Below are 16,854 nucleotides of genomic sequence, written 5' to 3' on the forward strand. Positions count from 1 at the left end.
GACATGTCCGCATCCGATGCTTTTCCGCTTGGTAGACCCGCTTTTGTAAGTCACGTGCTTGACCGCGCCGCGCATCTGCGCGGCAAAGACGAAAAGCTGATGGCGATGGAAAGCGATTCCAGGTCGCGTGCCTATGTGGTGTTCCGGGATTCCCTGGTGGTACGGCGCGACGGCGATGCCACGCGCGCGCTGCTCACCATCGACGAGGCGCTGAAATTCGGCGCCAATCCGGGCACGATTTTCCTGGGTCTGCGCGACGGCGCGGCGGTGTTCGGCATGGGCATCTCCGCCCCGTCGGCCGAGAAGCTGATCGGCCGCGACGACGTCGCGGTGAGCGAGTTGCGCGGCATGGCGACGCAGGGCGCGGTTCCTCCGGAAGAGCTATCGGCGGTCGCGATGGCGAAATCGCTGGTCAACTGGCACCAGCGCCACGGCTTCTGCGCCAATTGCGGTGCCAAAACCGGGATGCGTGAGGGGGGCTGGAAACGCGAGTGTCCGAGTTGCAAGGCCGAGCACTTTCCGCGCATCGACCCGGTCGTGATCATGCTGGTGACCAAAGGCGACAAGTGCCTGATGGGCCGGCAGTCGCGCTTTGCGACCGGCATGTACTCCTGTCTCGCCGGCTTTGTCGAAGCGGCCGAGACCATCGAGGACGCTGTCCTGCGCGAGGTGTTCGAGGAGGCCGGCATCCGCTGCACCGATGTCACCTATTACATGGCCCAACCCTGGCCCTATCCGTCGTCGCTGATGATCGGCTGCACGGCGCGTGCGCTCACCGAGAACATCGTGGTCGACCGCACCGAACTGGAAGATGCGCGCTGGTTCGACCGCGAGGAGGCACGCCTGATGCTGACGCGGAAGCACCCCGACGGGTTCGCCGGCCCGCATCCCTTCGCCATCGCCCACCATCTGCTCGGGCGCTGGGTGCATGAGGGCGAGACCTGAGGCGGCCGACGCGCTCTCCGGGTTCTCGTCTCTTCCCTGCCGAGACGGTCCAGATCGTCGCCAGCCCTTCGCAAATCTCCTTATATCCATATTCGCGGCGCCCTTGCTGCGGCGCAACCTATTGGAGTGGAACCAATTTTCGGCGGGGCCAGAACCCCTCCAGGGCGCGCTCGCCCATCGAATGGGCTTGCTATAGAAGAATTTTCTATATATCAGTTCTGGTAACCCAATATATGGAACATTCTTCTCATGAGCGAACTCGCCATTCAGGTCCCCCACGAATCCAACCGCAGGCTCGATGCGATCGACCGCAAGATCCTGATGGTGCTCCAGGAGGACGCCTCGCTTTCGGTGGCCGAAATCGGCGACCGGGTCGGACTGTCCTCGACCCCCTGCTGGAAGCGCATCCAGCGCCTAGAGGCCGACGGCGTGATCCTGCGCCGGGTCGCCCTGGTCGACCAGAACAAGATCGGGCTCGGCATCACGGTGTTCGTGTCCGTCGAGAGCGCCGACCATTCGGAAGCCTGGCTGAAGAAATTTGCCGACGCCGTCAGTGCGATGCCCGAGGTGATGGAGGTCTACCGGATGGCGGGCGACGTCGACTACATGCTTCGCGTCGTGGTCGCGGATATGCAGAGCTATGACGTGTTCTACAAAAGGCTGATCGCAACCGTGACACTGAAGAACGTCACCTCGCGCTTTGCGATGGAGAAGATCAAGTCGGTCACCGCGCTACCGGTGCCTGCGGTCGCGGCGGCGTAGCCCTCGCGTCAATCTCCGACAGTAAGATATGCCCCTCATCTGAGATCAGCGGGCCGATTGATCGTTGCGAGGACCAACCGTTCTTTACCCGCGGTAAGATTCGCAATCCGCACGGCTGAAAGCCGAGGTCGCCAACTTCCTCGGCTCGCTGCTCGCAGTCTGACCCGGGCAACCCGCTCCGCGAGCACCGCGGAGCGGAGACATCAGATCTTCTGATTGTATTCGCCCACCTCGGGATGGGTGCGCAGCACCTTGTCGACTGCTTCGAACATGTCGCGCATGCGCCGTTCGGAGACCGGGCTCTCGACCACGACGACCAGCTCCGGCTTGTTCGACGAGGCCCGCACCAGGCCCCAGCTGCCGTCCTCGACCGTGACGCGGATGCCGTTTACGGTGACGAGATCGCGGATCTTTTGCCCCGTGACCGGCTCGCCCTTTTTCTGCAAGCCCTCGAAATGCTTCACCACGGCATCCACGACGCCGTATTTGACCTCGTCGGCGCAATGCGGCGACATGGTCGGCGACGACCAGGTTTTCGGCAGCGCGTTCTTCAGATCGGCCATCGACTTGTCGGGCGCGCGGTCGAGCATCTCGCAGATCGCAATCGCCGAGACGAGGCCGTCGTCATAGCCGCGGCCGAACGGCTTGTTGAAGAAGAAATGGCCCGACTTCTCGAAGCCTGCGAGCGCGCCGAGCTCATTGGTGCGCCGCTTCATGTAGGAGTGACCGGTCTTCCAATAGGCCGTCTTCGCGCCCTGCTTTTGCAGCACCGGATCGGTGATGAAAAGCCCGGTCGACTTCACGTCGACCACGAACTGCGCGTTCTCGTGGATCGCCGACATATCGCGTGCCAGCATCACGCCAACTTTGTCGGCGAAGATCTCCTCGCCGGTGTTGTCGACCACGCCACAGCGGTCGCCGTCGCCGTCGAAACCCAAGCCGACATCGGCCTTGTGCGCCAGCACCGCATCGCGGATCGCGTGCAGCATCTCGAGGTCTTCCGGGTTCGGATTGTATTTCGGGAAAGTATGATCGAGCTCGGTATCGAGCGGGATCACATCGCAGCCGATCGCCTCCATCACTTGCGGCGCGAAGGCGCCCGCAGTGCCGTTGCCGCAGGCGACCACGACCTTGAGCTTGCGCTTCAGCTTCGGCCTGTTGGTGAGATCCTTGATGTAGCGCGCCGGGAAGTTCTCGTGGAATTGATAGGAGCCGCCTGCCTTGTTCTTGAAATCGGCGTTGAGCACGATCTCCTTCAGCCGGGTCATTTCGTCCGGGCCGAAGGTCAGCGGGCGGTTGGCGCCCATCTTGACCCCGGTCCAGCCATTGTCGTTGTGGGACGCCGTCACCATCGCGACGCAGGGCACGTCGAGGTCGAACTGGGCGAAATAGGCCATCGGCGTCACGGCAAGGCCGATATCATGCACCTTGCAGCCTGATGCCATCAGGCCTGAGATCAATGCATATTTGATCGACGCCGAATAGCCGCGGAAATCGTGCCCGGTGACGATCTCCTGCTTGACCCCACGCTCGGCGATCAGCGCACCCAACCCCATGCCGAGCGCCTGCACGCCCATGAGATTGATTTCCTTGTTGAACAGCCACCGCGCGTCGTACTCGCGAAAGCCGGTTGGCTTGACCATCGGCTCGGATTCGAAGGCATAGGTATTTTGGGAGAGCGCGGGTTTCGGTTTGGGAAACATCGGGAAACGACCTCGTCAGGAACTCGACTGCAATCCAAATGCAGCCATAGCCAATAGATCGCCGCTGCGGAAGGCGGGATTGCGACCGGACCATTACAATTCGAGCGAGGCGGAAGAGTGTCCGTCATGCCCGGTCAAACCGAAGCATGATCGCTTGAAAACGGTCTACTGCTGCAGCACCATTTGCCCGTTGCTGTACTCGAACCGCTTCAGCTTGGACAGGAATGACAGGCCCAGCAGGTTTTCCGACAGCGCCTCGTCGGGCAGCACCAGCGCGTCGACGTCGCGCACCACGAGGCCGCCGACATCGACCATCGCAAGGCGGGCGCGTGCGCCCTTGATGGTGCCGTTGGCAGTGGTGACATTCGCGGTAAATTCCCCACGCGACGGATACAGGCCGAAATGCGCCGCCGAGCTCTCATTGATGGCGACCACCGAGGCGCCGGTGTCGATCATGACGTTGACGCGCTGGCCGTTGATCCTCGCTTCAGTCAGGAAGTGGCCGCGGCTATCGGCTGCAAGGCTGAGGCTGTGAGAGCTGCCATCTGCCGGTATCACCGGCTCCGGCGCGACCACCGTCTTCGCAGGGTTCGGGGAAGCCGACGCCGCCGTCATGCGGTCCGCCATCTGCGCCATGAAGCTGCCGAGCGCTATCATCACCGCCGCCAAGATCATCAGGTTACGCATGAGGCCACCACTCGTCGATCGACGACCGGACCATTTGACCACGACCGCCAAAGGCCGTGACGTCCGAACCCCGCTATTTTCGCGAAAAGGATGAGCGAACGGTTAATGCGGCTCACGTTCCGCGCGGCTTGGCGCGGCGCGTCGGTGCCGCAGTGGCGGGATCGTCCGGCCAGGGGTGGCGCGGATAACGGCCGCGCAGGTCGGAGCGAACGGCGCCATAGCTGCCGCGCCAAAACCCCGGCAGGTCGCGCGTGACCTGCACCGGGCGTTGCGCCGGCGACAAAAGTTCGAGCACCAGCGGTACCGCGCCGCCGGCGATCGAGGGATGGACGTTGAGCCCGAACAACTCCTGCAGGCGCACCGCAATCGTTGGTCCCTGCTCGGCTTCATAGTCGATTGCAAGCTGCGTGCCCGTCGGCGCCTCGAAATGGGTCGGCGCCTCGCGATCGAGCCGCGCCCGCAAATCCCAGGGCAATAGCGCCATCAGCGCGTCCGACAGATCGCCGGCGGAAACATCCTTCAGCGAAGTCTTGTCGTAGAGAGCTGGCACCAGCCAGTCCTCGCGCCGCGCAGCGAGTCCATCGTCGGACAGGTCGGGCCAGGGCTCGCCCTCCGCCTTGCGCAGGAACATCACCCGGTCGCGCCATTGTATGGCGGCCTTCGACCACGGCAGGCTGTCGAGGCCCGCGGCGACCAGGCCGTCGGCGAAGATGCGCGCGGTGTCCGCCGCCGGCGTGAGCGCCAGCGGCGCTTCGGCCAGCGTCACCGCATGCAGGTTGCGGCGACGCCGCGCACGCAAAGCCATCGCGCCGCGATCGAAAGTAATCTCGTCCACCGTCTCGATCTGGTCGGCGAAATTCGCCTCGATCTCGCTTTGCGCGATCGGCGCGGCCAGCAGGATGCGGCCGCTGGCGGCAGTCCCGGTCAGCTCGCCGACCGCGATATAGGGCACACGCGCAAGGCCCGAGGTCTGCTCGACGGTGGCGCCGCGGCCATTGGCAAGCACGAAGCTGCCATTCCCTCGGTTGCGCGCGACGCGATCAGGGAAAGCAAAGGCCAGCATGACGCCGCTGGACAATTCGCCGGCCTCGGGCGAAGGCGGGTCGCCCGCCGTCACCTGCGATGCCCAGCGGCGCGCCATGTCCCGCGCGCCTGCCGCACGTGGCGTCCGGTCGCGACGGAACTGGTCGAGCCGCGCATCGAGGTCGGCACTGTCGCCGCCGAGGCCGCGCTCGGTGAGAATGGCGGCGATATCGGCCGCCGGCCCTGCCGCGCCCAAGCGCGCGGAATCCACGATCATGCGTGCGAGTCGCGGCGGCAGCGCCAGCGCGCGCAGACTTTTCCCCTCTGCCGTGATGCGGCCGCCTTCGTCCAGCGCACCGAGCTCGCGGAGCAGGCTCTTCGCCTCCTTCAGCGCCGGCGCCGGCGGCGGATCGAGGAACGGCAGCGTGGTCGGGTCGGTGACGCCCCATTGCGCTGTGTCGAGCACCAGCGATGACAGATCGGCGCTCAGGATTTCCGGCGGGGTGAAGGGCGCAAGCGAGGCGGTCTGCGGCTCGTCCCACAGCCGGTAGCAGATGCCGGACTCGGTGCGGCCGGCGCGACCGCGGCGCTGGTCGACCGCGGCGCGCGAGGCGCGCACCGTCTCCAGCCGCGTCAGGCCGATGTCGGGCTCATAGCGCGGCACACGCGCAAGGCCGGAATCGACGACAATGCGCACGCCTTCAATGGTCAGCGATGTCTCGGCGATCGAGGTCGCCAGCACGACCTTGCGGGTGCCCTTCGGCGCGGGCGCGATCGCGCGGTCCTGGACGGCCGCGTCCAGAGCCCCGAACAGCGGGACGATTTCGATTCCGGCGTCCTGGATGCGCTCCTTCAGAAACGTTTCGGTGCGGCGGATTTCGGCCGCTCCCGGCAGGAAGGCTAGCACCGAGCCGGGATCGGCGCGCAGAGCTGTTGCAATCGCGTCCGCCATCTGACGCTCGAGCGGCGCATCCGGCCTGCGGCCGAGATAGCGCGTCTCGACCGGAAAGGCGCGGCCTTCGCTGGCAACGACCGGCGCGTCGCCCAGCAATTTGGCGACGCGTGCGCCGTCGAGCGTGGCCGACATCACGAGGATCCGCAAATCCTCGCGCAAACCGGTTTGCGCGTCTCGCGCCAGGGCAAGACCGAGATCGGCATCGAGCGAGCGTTCGTGAAATTCGTCGAACAGCACCGCCGCGACACCATGGAGTTCGGGATCATCGAGAATCTGCCGCGAGAAAATGCCTTCGGTGACGACCTCGATTCGCGTCGCGCGCGACACTTTTGAACCAAACCGGACGCGGTAGCCGACAGTGTCGCCGGCGCGCTCGCCGAGCGTCTTCGCCATGCGCTCGGCGCTGGCGCGGGCCGCGATGCGCCGCGGCTCCAGCACGATGATCTTCTTGCCCTTGGCCCAGGGGGCGTCCAACAGTGCCAATGGCACGCGCGTGGTCTTGCCCGCGCCCGGCGGCGCGACCAGCACCGCGGCATTGGCCTTTTCGAGCGTGTCGGACAGCTCGTCCAGAACCGCGTCGATCGGCAGGGGTGCGTCGAAGCTGCGGGGCAAGAATCTCACCATTCGTCATGCCCGGGCTTGATCGGCTTGATCCGGCCGTGACGGAAGCAGCATCGATTCACGTCCGCTTCAAGGGCGGACGGCCGACGCTTTCGTAAATGAAGCCATGCTCGGCCATTTCATCCGCGCGGTAGATGTTGCGCAGGTCGACGACGACGGGCTGGGCCATTTCCTGCCGCAACCGCCTCAGGTCCATGGCGCGGTACTGCACCCACTCGGTCACCAGGACCAAAGCGTCGGCGCCCCTGGCGCAGAGATAGGGGTCATCGCAATATTCGATCTCGGGCAGCTCCTTGCGCGCCTGCTCGATGCCGACAGGGTCATGCGCGCGCACCTTGGCACCCATGTCGAGCAGGCCGGTGACCAGCGGGATCGAGGGCGCCTCGCGCATGTCGTCGGTGTCGGGCTTGAAGGTCAGGCCCAGCACGGCGATGGTCTTGCCGCGCAGGCTGGTGCCGACGGCGTTGACGACCTTTCGCGCCATCGCGCGTTTGCGATTGTCGTTGACGCCGAGGGTGGCTTCGACGATGCGCAGCTGCACGTCATAGTCCTGCGCGATCTTGATCAGCGCGCGGGTGTCCTTGGGAAAGCAGGAGCCACCATAGCCGGGCCCGGCATGCAGGAACTTCGAGCCGATGCGGTTATCGAGCCCGATGCCGCGCGCGACCTCCTGCACGTCGGCACCGACCTTTTCGGAGAGATCGGCGATCTCGTTGATGAAGGTGATCTTGGTGGCGAGAAAAGCGTTGGCGGCGTATTTGATCAGCTCGGCGGTGCGGCGCGCCGTGAACATCAGCGGGCCCTGGTTCAAGGACAGTGGTCGGTAGATCTCGGCCATCACCTTGCGCGCTCGCTCATCCGAGGTGCCGATCACGATGCGGTCGGGAAACTTGAAATCGCGGATCGCCGCGCCCTCGCGCAGGAATTCCGGATTGGAGGCGACCTCGACCTCGGCTTGCGGATTGGTTTCGCGGATCAGCCGCTCGACCTCGTCGCCGGTGCCGACCGGCACTGTCGATTTATTCACCACCACGGTGAAGCCGGAGAGCACGCTCGCGATTTCGCGTGCCGCCGCGTAGACGTAAGTGAGGTCGGCATGGCCGTCGCCGCGGCGCGATGGCGTGCCGACGGCGATGAAGACGGCGTCGGCTTCCGCAACCGGCGCCGACAGATCCGTGGTGAAGTCCAGCCGCTTTGCCTTCACGTTGGTCGCGACGAGGGTATCGAGGCCGGGTTCGAAGATCGGTATCTCGCCACGCTTGAGCGCTGCGATCTTCCCTGCATCCTTGTCCACGCAGGTAACCTGGTGGCCGAAGTCCGCAAAGCAGGCGCCGGAAACCAACCCCACATAACCTGTGCCGATCATGGCGATTCGCATGAGATAGCCGTCTCCGTATGGTTAACGCAACCGCCTCTTAGCGTATCGCGCATGTCCCCGCAAAGGGAAGCCCTTCGATTCGGCATGTCATTTGTATGAATAAAGCAGTCGGCAACTGATTGGTCCGATGATGCAGACATGCCGCCTCACAAAGGGACAGCCATGACGGAAAACGGCACAGCGCCGACAGGTGATCGCGCCGCCGCGCGCGTCGACTGGGTCGACTACGCCAAGGGAATCTGCATCGTCATGGTGGTGATGATGCATTCGGTGCTGGGGGTGGAACTCGCCGCCGGCAAGACCGGCTTCATGCATGTCCTGGTGGCCTTCGCCAAGCCGTTCCGGATGCCGGACTTCTTCTTGATTTCAGGGCTTTTTCTGCCACTCGTGATCGGCCGCGACTGGCGGCTCTATCTCGATCGCAAGGTGGTGCATTTCGCATATTTCTACGTGCTGTGGGTGACGATCCAGTTCGCGTTCAAGGCACCCGCCTTTGCCGCCGAATCGAGTTGGACAGATGTCGGTTACCTGTATCTGGAATCCTTTATCGAGCCGTTCGGCACATTGTGGTTCATCTATCTGTTACCAATCTTCTTCGCCCTCATAAAACTGACGCGAAACGTGCCGCCGCTTCTGGTCTGGAGCATCGCCGCGTTGCTGGAAACACTGCGTGTTGCAACCGGCTGGACCGTGATCGACGAATTCTGCGCGCGATTCGTCTACATCTATTCGGGCTATCTGTTCGCCGACTATGTCTTCGCGCTGTCGGATCGCGCCCGCCGCTATCCGGCCTACGCACTCGCTGCACTCGCAGCCTGGGTGCTCATCGAAGGAAGTCTTGTCGCGCTTGGCTGGAGCGAGCTTCGCGTGGTGTCGCTGATGCTCGGCCTTGCAGGCGCCTGTGCCGTGATCACGACTGGCACGCTGCTCGCCCGCGCGCGTTGGCTCGACTTTATTCGCTTCTGCGGCGAGCATTCGATCGTGATCTATCTCGCCTTTTTCCTGCCGATGGCAGCATCCCGCACCCTGCTCCTGAAAAGCGGACTCATTCACGACATCGGCACCGTCTCGCTGATCGTCACGATCGTCGGCGTCGTGGGCGCGCTCGCGATCTGGCGGCTGGCGCTGGCCGCGCACGCCCACTTCCTGTTCGAGCGGCCCGACACTTTCTGGATCGCGCCGAGAAAGCCGGCCGTCGCGCTGCAGCCGGCGGAGTGATCAAGGCTTGAGATAGAGCGCACCGCAGGTGCGCCCCGTTTCGAGGTCGGCATGGGCTGGCGCCACGTCGCGCAAGCGACAGGCCGCCCCTACTCCCGGCAGTTCGCCGCTTTCCGGCGCGCTGCCTCAAGCCATAAAGCAAGCGAAAAATCCGGTGCGTGGCCCTGCCGGAATGGCTGTCAAGCTGCGCAAAAATCCCTACATTGCGGCCATGCCCAAAACCTCTCCCAAAGCCGCTACCGCCGCAAAGCCCGCTGCCGCCAAGCCTGTCGCCGCCAAGGCGCTTGCCAAGGGCGATCATGTGTTCCTGGTCGACGGCTCCTCTTACATTTTCCGCGCCTATCACGCGCTGCCACCGCTGAATCGCAAGTCGGACGGGCTGATGGTCAATGCGGTGCTCGGCTTCTGCAACATGCTGTGGAAGCTGTTGCGCGACATGCCGCAGGCCGAGCGGCCGACCCATCTCGCCATCGTATTCGATAAATCTGAGGTCACCTTCCGCAACAAGATCTATCCCGACTACAAGGCGCACCGGCCGCCGGCACCCGATGACCTGATCCCGCAGTTCGCGCTGATCCGTTCCGCGGTACGCGCCTTCGACCTGCCCTGCCTGGAGCAGGCCGGCTTCGAGGCCGACGACCTGATCGCGACCTATGTGCGCGAGGCGCGCGAGCGCGGCGCGACCGCGACCATCGTCTCCTCCGACAAGGACCTGATGCAACTCGTGACGAAAGACGTCACGATGTACGACACCATGAAGGATCGACGCATCGGCATTCCCGAGGTGATCGAGAAATTCGGCGTGCCGCCGGAGAAGGTGGTCGAGGTGCAGGCGCTGGCCGGCGATTCCACCGACAACGTGCCCGGCGTGCCCGGCATCGGCATCAAGACCGCGGCGCAGCTGATCGTCGAATATGGCGACCTCGAAGGCCTGTTGCAGCGGGCCGGCGAGATCAAGCAGCCGAAGCGGCGCGAGGCGCTGCTCGAGAATGCGGAGAAGGCGCGGATCTCGCGGCAGCTCGTGCTGCTCGACGACAAGGTCGGCCTTGAGGTCCCGCTCGACGATCTCGCGGTGCATGAGCCGGACGCACGCAAACTCGTCGCGTTTTTGAAGGCGATGGAATTCTCGACCTTGACGCGGCGCGTCGCCGAATATGCGCAGATCGAGCCGGCCGATATCGCGCCGGATGCGCTTCTGAAGAGCGGCGGCGCGACCGCCGAAGCAGTATCGGGATCGAGCGCCGCTTCCGACACCCCTGCGACCACGAATGGGATCGCAACCGCCAAGGATCGTCCGCGGGCCAACGCCGCCGGCCCCAACCGCGCCGCCCCCGACAAGAGCGACCGGGCCGGCAGCCTCAAGGGCACGCCGGCAGCGCTCGCCACCGCACGCGCGGAGGCCGCGCGCAATGCCCGCATCGATCGGACCAGATACCAGACCGTCGAAAGCCTCGGCCAGCTCGACGCCTTCATCGCGCGCATCCACGATGTCGGCCATTTCGCCATCGAAGCCAAGGCCGATTCAATCGACCCGATGCGGGCGGATATCAGCGGCATCGCGCTGGCGCTGGCGCCGAATGACGCCTGCTACATCCCGCTCGCCCACAAGCAGCCCGGCAGTGGGGCGGGCTTGTTCGATGCCGGCCTCGCCCCGGGACAGATCCAGCAGGACGATGCGCTCGCTGCACTGAAGCCGCTGCTGGAATCAGCGGGCATTCTCAAGATCGGATTCAACATCAAATTCACCGCTGTGATGCTGGCGCAGGCCGGCATCACCTTGCGCAATTACGACGACGCGCAGCTGATGTCTTATGCGCTGGACGCCGGCCGCGGCTCGCATGGGCTCGATTCGCTCGCCGAGCGCTGGCTCGGTCATGCGACACTGACCTTCGGCGAGCTCACCGGGAGCGGCAAGAACAAGCTTTCCTTCGGCCAGGTGGCGATCGAGAGGGCGACCGCCTATTCGGCCGAGGATGCCGATGTCATCCTGCGGCTGTGGTATCTGCTCAAGCCGCGCCTGATCGCCGAGCGCATGACCGCGGTCTACGAGACGTTGGAGCGGCCTCTGGTCACCGTGCTGGCGCGAATGGAGCGGCGCGGCATCTCGATCGATCGCCAGGTGCTGTCGCGGCTGTCAGGCGATTTCGCGCAGACCGCGGCGCGCGTCGAAGCCGAGCTGCAGGAGCTCGCGGGCGAGCCGATCAATGTCGGCAGTCCCAAGCAGATCGGCGACATCCTGTTCGGCAAGATGGGACTGCCGGGCGGCACCAAGACCAAGACCGGCGCCTGGTCGACCTCGGCGCAGGTGCTGGATGACCTTGCCGAGCAGGGCTACGACTTCCCAAAGAAGATCCTGGAATGGCGCCAGGTCTCCAAGCTGAAGTCGACCTATACCGACGCGCTGCCCACTTACGTCAATCCGCAGACCCATCGCGTGCACACGACCTACGCACTGGCCGCGACCACGACAGGCCGATTGTCGTCGAACGAGCCGAATCTGCAGAACATCCCTGTTCGCACCGAGGACGGCCGCAAGATCCGCCGCGCCTTTATCGCGACGCCCGGGCACAAGCTGGTCTCGGCCGACTACTCGCAGATCGAGCTGCGGCTGCTTGCCGAGATCGCCGACATTCCCGTGCTGAAGCAGGCGTTCCGCGACGGGCTCGATATTCATGCGATGACGGCGTCGGAAATGTTCGGCGTGCCGATCAAGGACATGCCGAGCGAAGTGCGCCGCCGCGCGAAAGCAATCAACTTCGGCATCATCTACGGCATCTCCGCCTTCGGCCTCGCCAACCAGCTCGGTATCGCGCGCGAGGAGGCCTCGGCCTACATCAAGAAATATTTCGAGCGCTTCCCGGGCATCCGCGCCTACATGGACGAGACCCGTGAGTTCTGCCGCAAGAACGGCTTTGTGACCACGCTGTTCGGCCGCAAATGCCATTACCCCGATATCAAGGCGAGCAACGCCTCGGTCCGTTCCTTCAACGAGCGCGCCGCGATCAACGCACGGCTGCAGGGCACCGCTGCAGACATCATCCGCCGCGCCATGACGCGCGTGGAGGATGCGCTGGCGGCGAAGAAGCTGTCAGCGCAGATGCTGTTGCAGGTGCATGACGAGTTGATCTTCGAGGTACCCGACGATGAAGTAGCGGCGACGCTACCGGTCGTGCAGCACGTGATGCAGGATGCGCCGTTCCCGGCGGTGTTGCTGTCCGTGCCGCTACATGTCGACGCCCGCGCCGCGACGAATTGGGACGAGGCGCACTAACTCGGCTCGATGCCTCTTACCTCGCCCCGCGTGCGGCCGCTTGCGGGGAGAGACCGACGCGCGAAGCGCGGCTGGTGAGGGGGACTCTACGCACGCGCGACTCGTTGATGGCAGCCCCTCACCCCACCCCCTCGCCGTAAAGGACGGCGAGCACCAGCCGTGATCGTCACGGATTGCTCCGAATTTCGGAGCAATTGCGCGATGGCATCGCTGACCGCCCGACGCTAGAACGGCTCGCCCTCCCGCACGAGTTCGCTATGCCCCACATCTCCGCACTGATCGGCTTTGCCCTGGTCTCCCTTGGTCTTGCGCTGACGCCGGGACCGAACATGATCTACCTGATCTCGCGCTCGATCACGCAGGGATCGGCGGCCGGCATCGTGTCCCTGGGCGGCGTTGCGCTCGGCTTCGTGTTCTACATGCTGTGCGCGGCCTTCGGCATCACCGCACTGCTGCTCGCCGTGCCTTATGCCTATGACGCGCTGCGCTTTGCGGGCTGCGCCTATCTGCTCTGGATGGCCTGGCAGGCGATCAAGCCCAACGGGCGCTCGCCGTTCGAAGTGAAAAAGCTGGCGGCGGACAGCCCGCGCAAACTGTTCGCGATGGGCTTTGTCACCAACTTGCTCAATCCCAAGATCGCGATGCTGTATCTGGCGCTGCTGCCGCAGTTCATCGATCCGGCCTCCGGCAGCGTGCTGGTGCAATCGCTGGTGCTCGGCGCAATCCAGATCGCCATCAGCGTCAGCTGCAACGCGGCGATTGCGCTGTCAGCCGGCGCGATCGCGTTGTTCCTGTCGACGCGCCCGACATGGATGCAAGCGCAGCGCTATCTGATGGGCACGGTGCTCGCGGGGCTGGCGATGCGGATGGCGTTCGAAGCGAGGCGGGCGTAGCGCCGTCATGGGCGGTCCGGCCATCATATCGAAAGTCTTCAATCCAGCTTCGCTTCCATGCCGCGTTTGACGCCGGGTCGGGACATCAGCGTGTTGTACCAGCGCTCGACATTGGGAAAGTCCGAAAGCTCCACCTTGTGGCGCGGATGGCGCCAGACCCAGCCGAGAATGGCGAAATCGGCGACCGACAGCTCGCCCGCGACATAGTCGCGACCGGAAAGCCGCCGGTCGAGCACGCCATAGAGCCGCCGCGTCTCGGCCATGAAACGCTTCAGGCCATAGGCGCGGTCCTGCTCGTTCTCCAGCGCGATGAAATGATGCACCTGGCCCGGCATCGGCCCGAAACCGCCCATCTGCCACATCAGCCATTCATAGACCGGGATGCGCTTGGAAAGCGGGTTCGGCAGGAACTTTCCGGTCTTCTCGCCAAGATAGAGCAGGATGGCGCCGGATTCGAAGATGCTGACGGGCTTCCCCTCGGGACCGTCGGGGTCGATAATGGCCGGGATCTTGTTGTTCGGGCTGATGGCGAGGAAGGAGGGCGACATCTGCTCGCCCTTGGTGATATTCACCGGTACCACCTTATAGGACAGCCCCATTTCCTCCAACGCCACGGAAATCTTGCGGCCGTTCGGCGTGTTCCAGGTGTGAAATTCGATGGTCATGTCGGCCTTTCAGCTCTTGTTCAGACGCGCGTCTCTAGCATTGCCGCTACCCCTGAGCAAAGCTGCCTATGACCTCTGCTCCTCTCGTCGGGAGGAATGAGATGATAGCCATTCCCGCTATTGACGGCGGCTATCGGCTCTGGAATGTGCCGCGGACCGCCGATAGATTGCCACGCTGCCGAAAAAGCGAGAAAAACCGTGTCCAAATCCGCCTCCCGTGCCCGTCTTCACGACATCATTCGCAGGCGCTCGTTCGGCCGCGGCGAGATCACGCTGGCCTCCGGTCGCAAGAGCGACTTCTATTTCAACCTCAAGCCGACCATGCTCGACCCCGAAGGCGCCGCGCTGCTCGCGGAAGTCACCTACGAGGCGTTGCGAGACGACCAGCTCGACTATATCGGCGGCCTGGAGATGGGCGCGGTTCCGCTGGCTGGCGCCATCGCGCAGCTGTCCTGGCTCAAGGGACATCCGATCGCGGCCTTCTTCGTGCGCAAGAAGCCCAAGGAGCACGGCGCGCGGCTGGCGATCGAGGGGCTCGCCAAGGGCGAAAATCTCGAGGGCAAGCGGGTCGTCGTGGTCGAGGACGTCACCACCACCGGCGGCTCGGCGATGAAGGCCGTCGAGGCGCTGCGCGAGGTTGGCGCCAATGTCGTGCTGGTCCTGAGCATGGTCGACCGCGAGGAAGGCGCCACCGACACGTTCGCGCAGACCGGTCTGCCGTTCCGCTCGATCTACAAGGCCTCGGAATTTTTGAAGGACTGAGAGCTCTCCCTCTCTCCACAAGCGGGGCGAACTGGGAGAGAGCGCATTTCCCTTGCCTCAGCCTCGCCCGGTTAGAGCTCGTTTACCATCCGCGATTATGGTGAATCAGAACTTTGCAGCGCCTTGCGCTTGCAAATGAGGTTCGTTGCGTCGGGTGGAGTAAGCGTTGCGTACCAAGTTGTCCTTTCAGCGCAAGCTGAGCCGCATGCTTGTTGCTGCCGCCATCATCGGCGCCGTAGCGCTTCTGCCTGAGGCGAGTTCTGCCGAAGGCCTGTTCGACTTCTTCTTCGGCGGCATCCAGAAGCAGCAACGCCAGACCTCGCCGCAGGCTCCGTTCTTCGCCGATCCGGACAATCCGCAATCGGTGCCGCCGCACCCGGCTGTCGCAAGCTCGGGACCTGCGTTCTGCGTGCGCAGCTGCGACGGAAAGTATTTTCCGCTGCGCGGCGCCGCTTCGCCGGTGCAGATGTGCCAGGCGTTCTGTCCCGCGAGTGCGACCAAGGTTTTCTTCGGCTCCAGCATCGACGATGCCTATGCCGCCAGCGGCGAGCGCTACGCCGATAGCGAGAACGCCTATGCCTATCGCAAGGCACTGCGCGCGGACTGCACCTGCAACGGTCGCGATCCGGCGGGGCTCGCGCCGGTCGATCTCGCGCTCGACGGCTCGCTGCGCGCGGGCGATGTGATCGCCACAACCGATGGACTCGTCGCCTATTCCGGCATCCGCGTCGGCAACGACCAGACCCCGGATTTCACGCCTGTCGCGTCCTATCCGGGTCTGACGGCGGAAGTGCGCGCCCGCCTGAACGAGATGAAGGTCGCGCCCGTCCGGGCCGACATGATGGCGAATGAAACCGCCGCCTCCGACGTGTCCCGCGCACCGCTGCCGCCGGTGAACGTTGCGCCGAAACAATCGCCGGGACGCGACAAGCGCGCGGAAGCGGATTGATGGATGTCATTCCGCAACGCGCTCAAGCGCGAACGCGGAAATGACGGTGCAGATCACCGCCCCACGATCACGCCGATCACATTCGGCGCCGCCAGATATTTCTCTTCGATCGCGGCGCGCGCGGCGGCGCGGTTCTCCGGCGTGAGCAGACCGCGTTTCTCGGCCAGGATCATCCAGCAATAGCCCCACCAGTCCGTGAGCATGCCGGTGTCGTCGACGAGATCGTAGCCCGCTTGGGCGGCAAAGATGCGCGCCTGGGCTTCGTCCAGCGTATCGAGGAAGACGTGGTCTTCGGGCGAAAACAGCTCGTCGCTGACGTCATCGATGGTGTAGCCCCAGATCGAGGCGCAGACCGCGTTGAACTCGCGGTCGATCTCGTCGTCGTCGACAAATCGCCGACGTGACGCCAGATGCAGCCGCGACAGGCTGCGCGCAAAATCGGCAATCCGGGTGAGCGCGAATTGATCAAAAGCGATAGTGGACATGTAGTTCTCACGAGAACGGACAGACCATAGATGTTGTATCGGCAACGCGCCGAATCGCTATGCTATATCAAATACTTGCTAAATTGTTCTTAATTTGTTCTAAAAATATTCGCCGCCCCGGCGAAGGCCGTCGCATATCCGCCAGCATCCGGTCGCCGCACGAATTGGCATAGAATTTCCCGCCGCATTGCCCGTGGATGGCGGCGCAACGGGCGGCGGGGGAGGCATTCTACGGCAGGCTGAAAGCGCAGCTTCGGCCATCGGCGCTACCGCCGATCTTGCTGGTGGCGAAGGCAGCGCTCGATCCGGAGACGCAGACGAGGAGCAGCAGTGCTGCGATGATCTCGATGGTCAGTCGCATGGATGCGGTCCTCCCGAGAGGCCGAAGCCAGCTCACTATACCTCAGTATAGGCGTGAGGCGACCGGAAACCATGACAGGCTGAATCGGCCCGGTCCTTGCATAAATTTGATGCATGCGTCGCACAAACCGTGCCGTTCCGGGTTTCGGGCCAGGCGCAACGTGCTTATGATTTCAG

The 16,854-nt window shown here is 64.1% G+C and carries 14 protein-coding genes; 7 read left to right on the forward strand and 7 right to left on the reverse strand.

What is annotated here, in order from left to right; genetic code table 11:
- Positions 1–3: 3 nt before the first annotated feature.
- Together nudC and A3AI_RS0112010 are read left to right on the forward strand one after the other, a co-directional pair.
- Positions 4–945 (forward strand): NAD(+) diphosphatase, encoded by a 942-nt coding sequence (gene nudC / locus A3AI_RS0112005; RefSeq protein ID WP_024515805.1) that lies wholly within the window; start codon positions 4–6, stop codon positions 943–945.
- Positions 946–1,194: 249 nt separating this feature from the next.
- Positions 1,195–1,707, forward strand: coding sequence for an Lrp/AsnC family transcriptional regulator (locus A3AI_RS0112010; protein WP_024515806.1), 513 nt, complete (start codon positions 1,195–1,197; stop codon positions 1,705–1,707).
- Between the two features lie 203 nt (positions 1,708–1,910).
- On the opposite strand, the gene A3AI_RS0112015 is transcribed toward A3AI_RS0112010, so the two are convergent.
- The 4 genes from A3AI_RS0112015 to A3AI_RS0112030 form a co-directional block, all read right to left on the reverse strand.
- Positions 1,911–3,410, reverse strand: a complete 1,500-nt coding sequence (locus A3AI_RS0112015) for a phosphomannomutase/phosphoglucomutase (protein WP_024515807.1) — start codon at positions 3,408–3,410, stop codon at positions 1,911–1,913.
- 165 nt (positions 3,411–3,575) lie between these two features.
- Positions 3,576–4,085: a TIGR02281 family clan AA aspartic protease gene (locus A3AI_RS0112020; protein WP_024515808.1), complete on the reverse strand. Its 510-nt coding sequence runs from the start codon at positions 4,083–4,085 to the stop codon at positions 3,576–3,578.
- Between the two features lie 124 nt (positions 4,086–4,209).
- Positions 4,210–6,687, reverse strand: coding sequence for an ATP-dependent helicase HrpB (hrpB, locus tag A3AI_RS0112025; RefSeq protein WP_024515809.1), 2,478 nt, complete (start codon positions 6,685–6,687; stop codon positions 4,210–4,212).
- A 67-nt stretch (positions 6,688–6,754) separates the two neighbouring features.
- Positions 6,755–8,074 (reverse strand): UDP-glucose dehydrogenase family protein, encoded by a 1,320-nt coding sequence (locus A3AI_RS0112030; RefSeq protein WP_024515810.1) that lies wholly within the window; start codon positions 8,072–8,074, stop codon positions 6,755–6,757.
- A gap of 162 nt (positions 8,075–8,236) precedes the next feature.
- Here A3AI_RS0112030 and A3AI_RS0112035 point away from each other — a divergent pair, with 162 nt between their 5' ends.
- The 3 genes from A3AI_RS0112035 to A3AI_RS0112045 all read left to right on the forward strand — a co-directional run bounded on the left by A3AI_RS0112035 (position 8,237) and on the right by A3AI_RS0112045 (position 13,456).
- Positions 8,237–9,292, forward strand: a complete 1,056-nt coding sequence (locus tag A3AI_RS0112035; protein ID WP_024515811.1) for an acyltransferase family protein — start codon at positions 8,237–8,239, stop codon at positions 9,290–9,292.
- A 211-nt stretch (positions 9,293–9,503) separates the two neighbouring features.
- On the forward strand, positions 9,504–12,563 hold the full coding sequence (gene polA, locus A3AI_RS0112040; RefSeq protein WP_024515812.1) for a DNA polymerase I: 3,060 nt from the start codon (positions 9,504–9,506) through the stop codon (positions 12,561–12,563).
- A gap of 257 nt (positions 12,564–12,820) precedes the next feature.
- A complete protein-coding gene (locus A3AI_RS0112045; RefSeq protein ID WP_024515813.1) occupies positions 12,821–13,456 on the forward strand; it encodes a LysE family translocator in 636 nt (211 codons plus the stop codon).
- 38 nt (positions 13,457–13,494) lie between these two features.
- Here the strand turns inward: A3AI_RS0112045 and A3AI_RS0112050 are convergent, their stop codons facing one another.
- Positions 13,495–14,121 carry a glutathione S-transferase family protein gene (locus tag A3AI_RS0112050; RefSeq protein WP_024515814.1) on the reverse strand — a complete coding sequence of 209 codons (627 nt, stop codon included), beginning with the start codon at positions 14,119–14,121 and terminating at the stop codon, positions 13,495–13,497.
- Positions 14,122–14,319: 198 nt separating this feature from the next.
- Here A3AI_RS0112050 and pyrE point away from each other — a divergent pair, with 198 nt between their 5' ends.
- Both pyrE and A3AI_RS0112060 read left to right on the forward strand, forming a co-directional pair.
- Complete coding sequence (pyrE, locus tag A3AI_RS0112055) at positions 14,320–14,883, forward strand: orotate phosphoribosyltransferase (RefSeq protein WP_024515815.1); 564 nt, start codon at positions 14,320–14,322, stop codon at positions 14,881–14,883.
- A gap of 205 nt (positions 14,884–15,088) precedes the next feature.
- Complete coding sequence (locus tag A3AI_RS0112060) at positions 15,089–15,832, forward strand: DUF2865 domain-containing protein (RefSeq protein WP_024515816.1); 744 nt, start codon at positions 15,089–15,091, stop codon at positions 15,830–15,832.
- Between the two features lie 53 nt (positions 15,833–15,885).
- Here the strand turns inward: A3AI_RS0112060 and A3AI_RS0112065 are convergent, their stop codons facing one another.
- Complete coding sequence (locus tag A3AI_RS0112065) at positions 15,886–16,317, reverse strand: hypothetical protein (protein WP_024515817.1); 432 nt, start codon at positions 16,315–16,317, stop codon at positions 15,886–15,888.
- 229 nt (positions 16,318–16,546) lie between these two features.
- Positions 16,547–16,678, reverse strand: a complete 132-nt coding sequence (locus A3AI_RS49915) for a hypothetical protein (protein ID WP_283807226.1) — start codon at positions 16,676–16,678, stop codon at positions 16,547–16,549.
- Positions 16,679–16,854 lie beyond the last annotated feature (176 nt).

It is taken from the genome of Bradyrhizobium sp. Tv2a-2 (genome assembly GCF_000472425.1).
In the GTDB taxonomy this organism is placed as follows: Bacteria; Pseudomonadota; Alphaproteobacteria; order Rhizobiales; family Xanthobacteraceae; genus Bradyrhizobium.